The 8,978-nt window shown below is 62.9% G+C and carries 4 protein-coding genes and 1 pseudogene; 4 read left to right on the forward strand and 1 reads right to left on the reverse strand.

Annotated features, from left to right (window positions below):
• The 3 genes and pseudogenes from PMN64_RS40300 to PMN64_RS40310 form a co-directional block, all read left to right on the forward strand.
• A pseudogene (locus PMN64_RS40300) lies at positions 1-273 on the forward strand (ABC transporter ATP-binding protein); the annotation flags it as partial.
• A gap of 147 nt (positions 274-420) precedes the next feature.
• Positions 421-2,259: an AMP-dependent synthetase/ligase gene (locus PMN64_RS40305; protein WP_411784761.1), complete on the forward strand. Its 1,839-nt coding sequence runs from the start codon at positions 421-423 to the stop codon at positions 2,257-2,259.
• Between the two features lie 81 nt (positions 2,260-2,340).
• Positions 2,341-3,540 (forward strand): ABC transporter substrate-binding protein, encoded by a 1,200-nt coding sequence (locus PMN64_RS40310; protein ID WP_016846826.1) that lies wholly within the window; start codon positions 2,341-2,343, stop codon positions 3,538-3,540.
• Positions 3,541-3,692: 152 nt separating this feature from the next.
• Here PMN64_RS40310 and PMN64_RS40315 read toward each other — a convergent pair whose 3' ends face one another.
• Positions 3,693-4,439 carry a transglutaminase-like cysteine peptidase gene (locus PMN64_RS40315; protein ID WP_411784762.1) on the reverse strand — a complete coding sequence of 249 codons (747 nt, stop codon included), beginning with the start codon at positions 4,437-4,439 and terminating at the stop codon, positions 3,693-3,695.
• A 594-nt stretch (positions 4,440-5,033) separates the two neighbouring features.
• Here PMN64_RS40315 and PMN64_RS40320 point away from each other — a divergent pair.
• On the forward strand, positions 5,034-8,978 hold a 3,945-nt coding region (locus PMN64_RS40320), incomplete at its 3' end, for a VCBS domain-containing protein (protein WP_411784763.1).

Consider the following 8,978-nt stretch of genomic DNA (forward strand, 5'->3'; position numbering starts at 1 on the left):
GGGCTGTCGCCGATCCTGGTGAAGGAGATCTTCACCATCATCCGCCGCGTCAATGAGGAGCAGGGCATGTCGATCCTGCTGGTCGAGCAGAATGCCAAGATCGCGCTGGAGACGGCGCATTACGGCTATGTGCTGGAGATCGGCCGCGTCGTCATGAACGATACCTGCGAGCGGCTGATGAATTCACCCGACATCCAGGAGTTCTATCTCGGCGCCAAGGAAGCCGGCGCGCGGGGCGAGCGGCGCTGGAAAAAGAAGAAGACGTGGCGTTGAGAAGGACTTGGCGCTGAAGAAGGCTCGCGTCGACGAAAGTCGACGCTGCGTTGAGAGAGGGTTGGAGCTAGATTTCAGGCTTGGCTCGCAAACAAGACCGGCACAACAACCCGGCGCGCGAGGCAGGCGGCAGAGGAGGGAGCGCGCATGGCAGGACCAGCGGTGCTGACGGTTGCCGACACGATCGCGAGGAGCTTTCTGCTCGCGGTTCAGACGCGTGGCGACAGGCCCGCGATCCGCGAGAAGAAGTTCGGCATCTGGCAGCCGACCAGCTGGCGCGAATGGCTGCAGATTTCCAAGGACATCGCCTTCGGCCTGCAGGCGACCGGCTTTCGCCCCGGCGACGTTGGCTCGATCATCGCCAATGCGGTGCCGGAATGGGTCTATGCCGACATGGGCATCCTGTGCGCCGGCGGCGTCTCGTCCGGCATCTATCCGACCGATTCGGCGGCGCAGGTCGAATACCTGATCAATGATTCCCGCACGCGAGTAATCTTCGTCGAGGACGAGGAGCAACTCGACAAGGTGCTGACCTGCCGCTCGCGCTGTCCGACGCTGGAGAAGATCGTCGTGTTCGACATGGAGGGCCTCTCCGGCTTCTCCGATCCGATGGTGCTGTCGCTTGCCGAATTCACCGCGCTCGGCCGCAACCATGCCCAGGGCAACGATGCCTTGTGGGACGAAATGACCGGCAGCCGCACCGCCTCCGATCTCGCGATCCTGGTCTACACCTCCGGCACCACGGGCCCGCCGAAGGGCGCGATGCACTCCAATCGCAGCGTGACGCACCAGATGCGCCACGCCAACGATCTCTACCCCTCGACCGACAGCGAGGAGCGGCTGGTGTTCCTGCCGCTCTGCCATGTCGCCGAGCGGGTCGGCGGCTATTACATCTCGCTCGCACTCGGCTCGGTGATGAATTTCGCCGAGAGCCCGGAGACGGTGCCGGACAATCTGCGCGAGGTGCAGCCGACCGCGTTCCTCGCGGTGCCCCGGATCTGGGAGAAGTTCTATTCCGGCATCACGATCGCGCTGAAGGATGCGACCCCGTTCCAGAACTGGATGTACGCCCGTGCGCTCGCGATCGGCAACCGGATGACCGAGTGCCGGCTGCAGGGTGAGACGCCGCCGCTGTCGTTGCGGCTCGCCAACCGCGCGGCCTATTGGCTGGTGTTCCGCAACATCCGCCGCATGCTCGGGCTCGACCGCTGCCGGATCGCATTGACCGGCGCCGCGCCGATCTCGCCGGATCTGATCCGCTGGTATCTCGCGCTCGGCATCGACATGCGCGAGGTCTACGGCCAGACAGAGAATTGCGGCGTCGCGACCATGATGCCGGCGGACCGCATCAAGCTCGGCTCGGTCGGCAAGGCCGCGCCCTGGGGCGAGGTGATGATCTGCCCGAAGGGCGAGATCCTGATCAAGGGCGACTTCCTGTTCATGGGCTATCTCAACCAGCCGGAGAGGACCGCCGAGACGATCGACGCCAAAGGCTGGCTGCACACCGGCGACGTCGGCACGATCGACAATGAAGGCTATGTCAAGATCACCGACCGGATGAAGGACATCATCATCACCTCCGGCGGCAAGAACATCACGCCGTCCGAGATCGAGAACCAGCTCAAATTCTCGCCTTACGTCTCGGACGCGGTCGTGATCGGCGACAAGCGGCCGTATCTGACCTGCCTGATCATGATCGACCAGGAGAATGTCGAGAAATACGCCCAGGATCACGACATCCCCTTCACCAATTACGCGAGCCTGTGCCGCGCCCGCGAAATCCAGGATCTGATCCAGCGCGAGGTCGAGGCGGTCAACGTGAAGTTCGCGCGCGTCGAGACCGTCAAGAAATTCTATCTGATCGAGCGCCAGCTCACGCCCGAGGACGAGGAGCTGACGCCGACCATGAAGCTGAAGCGCAGCTTCGTGAACAAGCGCTACGCCGCCGAGATCGACGCCATGTATGGCGAGCGGGCGGTGGCATAGCCGAAGAGAAGGAAATTGGCGAGGGAGCGAGCAGGCCCGACCCTTCGCTCAACATGGGCCTTTGTTAAGGAGGAGACTGCAATGTCGAAATCGCTGAAGGCGCTGGGCCTTGCGGTGAGCGCGCTGGCGCTGACCTGTCTGCCGGCCGCAGCCCAGACCAAGGTCACCAATGAAGGCATCTCGCCGACCGAGATCGTGATCGGAACGCACCAGGACTTGTCCGGCCCGATCAAGGTCTGGGGCGTTCCGGTGTCCAACGGCATGAAGATGGCGGTCGAGGAGATCAACGCCGGCGGCGGCATCAACGGCCGCAAGATCAAGATGATCCTGGAGGATAACGGCTACGATCCGAAGAAGGCGGTGCTGGCCTCGCAGAAGATGGTCGAGCGCGACAAGGTGTTCGCGATGATCGGACCGATGGGTTCGCCGACCGTGCTTGCCGCGCAGGACGTCCTGTTCGATGCCGGCGTGCTGCAGCTGTTCCCGCTCACGGCCGCCGAATTCACCTTCAAGTTCGATCCCGCCAAGCCGCAGGAGCGGCTGAAGTTCAACAACCTCCTGCCCTATGTCGAGAGCACGCGCGCCGCGCTCAAATACATGATGGAGTGGAAGAACTTCAAGAAGCCCTGCATCATGCATCAGGATGACGAGTACGGCAAAAACGTGCTCGACGGCTTCACCCAGCAGCTCGGCGCGATGAAGGTGCAGCCGGCCTCGGTCACGAGCTACAAGCGCGGCGCCTCCGACTTCTCGGCGCAGGTCGCCAAGATGAAGGCCGACGGCTGCGACCTCGTCGTGCTCGGCACCGTGATCCGCGAGACCATCGGCGCGATGAACGAAGCGAAGAAGCTCGGCTGGGACGTGACCTTCCTCGGCGCCACCCCGACCAACGTGCTCGAAGTGCCGGCGCTCGGCAAGGAAGCCGTCGAAGGGCTCTATGCGGCGTCGGGCTTCGAGATTCCCTACGAGGACACGGCCAAGGGCAAGGTGAAGGACTGGCTGGTGAACTACAAGAAGATGTTCAACACCGACGCCAATACCCAGGCGATCATCGGCTACAACGCGGTGATGACCTTCGCCTTCTACGCGCAGAAGGCGGGCAAGGATCTCACCGGCCAGAAGATGCTGGACTCGCTGGAGTCAGGCGACAAATTCCTCGACATCTTCAGCTCGCCGCCGACCAAGTTCTCCAAGACGGACCATCTCGCCAACACCATCACACAGGTGCAGCAGGTCAAGGGCGGCCGCTGGGTGCTGGTGAAGGACAATCTGATGTTCTGAGGGGGGCGGGACATTCCTCCAGACCGTTCTGGGATGGTGCGTTAGCACCAGACCTGGTGCGCAGTTGCGCACCGGGGAACCTCGAGATTCCCCAATTCGCAATTGCGAATTGGGGTTCGATGCTTCGCATCGCCCCGGAATGACGCAGTCAGTTACCGCGCCGCCGGCCGCCACGCGGCCTCAGCGACGAGCGGGGCATCGACATAGCGGCTGACTCCATGCTGGTCGATCACAAAGGTCGGCCGAAAACTCCTGATGTCGGCGTCCTCGATCATCGCCATGCGGCGGTTGTCGAGCGTCAGCCAGCGGCCGTCGAGCCGCGCCGCGACCACCGCATGGTCCTCGCCGCCGACGAGGTCATGCAGGACGACGATCCGCAAATCTTCCGGCGCCACGCCGGCCTTGCGCAGCGCCACCAATTTCGCGATCGCATAGTCCTCGCAATCGCCGCTGCCGCGGGCGAATGTGGCGAGCGGCGTCGTCCAGACGTCGGGCTCGCCATAGGCCGCAAGATCGCTGCCCGGACGGATCGCAAGGTTGATCGCGCGGTTGATCTCGCCGAGCCGGGCGCGACCCTGACGCGCCCGTCCGGCATCGACGATCGCCAGGAATCGCAGCGCCGCCGGCGACGCACAGCCGGCGCGGTCGCTCTCGCAGGCTGCCAATTGCTCCAATTCGTCGGCGAGCTGGCGCTGCACGCCGAGCCATTTGTCGTACAGGCCGCCGTCGGCAAGCAGACTGGTCGTCAGGCCGAACGGCTCGGTCGACTTTCTGATCAGCGTCGCCGGACCGGGCGAGAGCAGCGAAGCGGCATTGAGCTCGGCAACCGGCGCGGCCAGCGCCAGGCCAAAACCCAGCATCACGGCGCGCAGCGCAAGCGGGCGAAGCGAGAATCTCATCTGACACCCCCTGTCCGCTCATCGGCGGGTGGATATTGCACCGCGCACGCGACCGGATCGTTTCATGCCGGGCAGCATGGCGAACGATCCCTTCGAATCGACTTAAGATGTGGGGAATCAGGGGAAGAGGCTAAAGGGCGCCTGCTTGGGGTCCCGAAAACTTTACCGGTTTGTGAAAGGAAGCGGCGAACCTTTTTCCACTGCTTTGCAACTCATCCTTGCCTTCTGGTTAACCCGCCGGTCCGCGCACGGGACCGCTGTGATTTGTAAGCTAAGTCACAGCTTTGGCCGGGAAATTGGGGTCAAATGCCCGCTCTGGGCTAAGGGGAAATAGAGGCAAGTACAGAAATGCCAATCAATACCACGAATACGTGGCTCAGTACGTATCTTGGCTTAAATCCCACCTTATGGTACCGTCAATCGAATCGCAATTACACGGCTCTTCACAGCGTGAGCCAAGTCACATCCAGTCAAACCGCACTTCAGGACCACCTTGCGCAAGCACAGAGTGGTTTCGCCAAGCTTTATCCGATGATATGCAGGCATAATCATTCGGATATTTTAACAATATTAACTCTCGTGCGGTGATCCGCAGTGAACTTTGTCGAGAAATTCGACGGCCTGTTGCCGAACACGGACGCTTATGCCCGTGGATACGTGCACGTCGACAGTGTCTCCACGCTTGCTCCGCCCGGCGCGATCGTCGTCGACGACGGGCAATTGCTGTTCACCGGCGACTTCAAGCGGACCGGGCTCGATCTCGTCATCGCGAAGGACGATCGGGAACTCGTCCTGCACGACTACTTCAAGGGCGAAAAGCGCGCGCCGCTGGCGTCGCCTGACGGCGCGCATCTCACCGGCGATCTTGTCAACGCACTCACCGGCTATACCCAATATGCCCAGGCCGGCGGCGCGGCGGAGCCGGCCAAGGTCATCGGCCATGTCACCAAGCTGACCGGGAACGCCACTGCCATCCGCAATGGCGTCGCGATCGTCCTGAACCAGGGCGACAACGTCAACAAGGGTGACGTTGTGCAATCCGGCGGCGACTCGACGCTCGGCATCACCTTCATCGACGGCACCGTGTTCGGTCTCGGACCGAACGCCAAGATGGTGCTGAACGAAATGATCTACGACCCGAACGGGTCGAGCAATTCGTCGCTGATGAGTCTGGTCTCGGGCACGATCTCCTTCGTGGCCGGCGCGACCGCCAAGCACGGCGACATGAAGGTCGATACGCCGGTCGCGACCATGGGCATCCGCGGTACCGCGGTGCTGGTCGAAATCGATTTCGACGTGCAGGGCACCGGCGGCGTGCCGCCGGCCAAATTCCAGGTGCTGGTCGAGCCCGACGGCACCACCGGCTCCTACATCCTGTTCGACAAGACGACGCTCAATCCGATCGCGACCGTCGATCAGGCCGGCACCCAGACCATCGTCAACGGCCAGGGCAGCGTCAGCTTCGTCTCGTCGGCGCAACTGTCGACCGATGCGCAGAAGCTCATCTCCGACGTGTTCGCGCTGAAGTTCACCGACAACAACAATCCTAACACCAAGCTCACGACGAACTTCACGGACAGCGTCGTGCCGGTGTCGACCAGCTTCAAGCTCACCAGCAGCGACAGTGGCGCGCCGATCATCATTCTGCTGACCTTCGTCAACACGACCGGACCTCAGGCCGGCGGCGCTCCCAACAGCAGGCTCGATCACATCCCGGGGCCGCCGCAAGTCGTGACCCAGGACGCGGTGTTTACCGAGCGGTCGGGGCTGACCCAGAGCGGGCTGTTCGACACCGCGACGGGCCAGATCAAATGGCTGGACCTCAATGTAGGTGACACGCCGAGTGCGAAGGTCGACTATTCCGCGTTCAGCTACCGGGACGCCAACGGCAGCGACGTCACCTCATCGCTGACTGCTGCGCAGCTTGCGGCCATCAAGGCCGTCGAGATCCCCTTGCTGCTCGAGCCCAATCCGAACAACAAGAATGCCGGTTCGGCGACCTGGACCTACAGCCTCGCCGACAGCGCGTTCGACTTCCTGGCCGCCGGGGAAACGCTGACGCTGACCTATGTCGCGCGCGTGGACAATAATTTCGCGCCGAACAACGAGACCACGTTCAAGACCTTCACCATCACGATCACCGGCACCAACGACACGCCGGTGGTGACATCCTCGGCGCAGGCCGGTTCGATCACCGAACTCGCCGCAACGACGAATTCCGGCCAGCCTGATACTGCGCATGGCACGCTGACATTTGCCGATGCGGATCTGACCGACACGCATACGGTCACCATCACCGGCGTCACCGAGACCGGCGTCACCAGCGGACTTGCCGGCCATGCCACTGTGCTGAGCTGGCTGTCGCTGGGCGCGCTGACCGATTCGACCGATGGCGTGACGGGATCGCGCTCCTGGACGTTCTCGGCCGCCGACAGGAGCTTCGATTATCTCGCCACCGGCGAGACGCTGACGCTGACCTACACGATCCAGATCGACGACCATCAGGGCGGCGTCGTCACGTTGCCGGTCACCATCATGATCGTCGGCACCGACGACAGGCCGGTGATCACCTCGCCGACCCAGGCGGCCGCCATCACTGAAGCCGAGGAGACGACCGCCTCGGTCGTGCCGGATACCGCATCCGGTACCGTGACCTTCGTCGATGTCGATCTCAGCGACACCCACAGCGTCACCGTCGCCGGCGTCACCGAAACGGGCGTGACCACGGGGCTTCCCGATCAGGCAACGATACTGGGCTGGATGTCGCTCGGCACGCTGACGGATTCGACCGGCGGCGTAACCGGATCGCGCGCCTGGACTTTCTCGGCCGCCGACAGGAATTTCGACTATCTCGCCGTCGGCGAGACGTTGACGCTGACTTACCTGATCCAAGTCGACGACCACCACGGCGGCGTCGTGACCCAGCCCGTCACCATCACCATCACGGGCACCAACGACGCGCCAGTGGTCGCGGCCGACGTCTCCGGCAAAGCCGGCGTGCACGAGATTACCGAGCTTCCTGAGACGACCGGTGACACCGCTGATTCTGACAGCGCAGTTGGTTCGCTGGCTTTCACCGATGTCGATCTGAGTGATCGTCATACGGTCAGCTATTCCGCACCGAGCTTCAGCTGGTCGGATGCTGGCCAGCAGCTGACCTTGACCGCGGACCAGCGGGACGCGTTGACGGCGGCGAGCCACCTTACCCTGACGCTCAGCGACAGCACAGGCAGCGGTCATGGAGCGGTGGACGTCAATTATAGCGCAGTCGATGCAAGCTTCGATTTCCTCGCTCTAGGCGAGACGCTGACGGTCACCTACGACATCACGGTCACCGACAACAACCACGTGTCCTCGACCCAGCCGGTGACGATCACGATCATCGGGTCCAACGACGCGCCGACGCTCGCCAGTGTCAATGCCGGTGCGCTCACCGATACCGCGGCCGACGACAGCTTCGGCCCGCTCACCGGCACGCTGCATGGCAACGATGTCGATCACGGCGAGACCGCGACGCTGACCTATGCGGCCGTGAACAATGACGTCCCGACCCTGGACGTCGCGATCAAGGGCCTGTACGGCTCGCTCACCGTCCATGCCGACGGTACCTACACCTATGTTCCGGACGCGATCGCGATCAATGCGCTCGCCAAAGGCACCTATGCCGACATCTTCGATATCGAGACCGTCGATGTGCATGGCGCCGTCGGCGCGGCACAGCTGACAATCGACGTTGTAGGGGCAAACGATGCGCCCGTGACGACGGACGACGTGGCCACGACTTTCGGAAGCACCGGCAGCGTCACCGGTAACCTGCTCAGCAACGACAGCGATGCCGAACACGATACGCTGTCGATTGCGGGCGTCGGGCACGATGCGGCGGTGGACCATCAGTTCATGGTCGATGGCCTTTATGGCGAGCTGGTCGTCGATCCGGTGACCGGCGCTTATACCTACACGCTCGGGGTCACGGCCGCGCAGATTGCGGCGATCGCTGCCCTGCCTCACGGCACCAGCGCGGTGGACCAGTTCACCTATACGGCCTTTGACGGCGCGCTCGGAACTGCCGGGCATCTGACGGTGACGGTCAATGGCGACGACGCACCCGTGATCCAGACCGACAATATCGGCGTGCTGCACAATTCCGACGGGACCGACACGATTACTGGCCTGACGGTGACGGATGCCGATGCAGGCGCCGATGAGATTTTCAACCTGACAGCGGCGACTGATGGCAGGAGCAGCAGTACGGTCGCTCCCTCGTCCCACGCTGGCGACCTGGCCGGTATCAATTCCACGCTCTCGGCGGGCCTTACCTATGATCCGGGCGAATTCGCGCCCTCCACCGACATGGTCACGCTCACAGTGGCCGACGGGTACGGCGCGACCGACAAGGTCAATCTGATCTTCAACGTCCAACAGGATCGGCCCGAGCCCGTGATGCTGACCGGGACCGGCGACAAGGACATATTCTTTGGGTCGGACTATCAGGACAAGTTCGTGTTTGCGCCGAACTTCAACCACGACACGATCCTGAAC

Source organism: Bradyrhizobium sp. UFLA01-814, assembly GCF_046718885.1.
GTDB classification, from domain to species: domain Bacteria; phylum Pseudomonadota; class Alphaproteobacteria; order Rhizobiales; family Xanthobacteraceae; genus Bradyrhizobium; species Bradyrhizobium elkanii.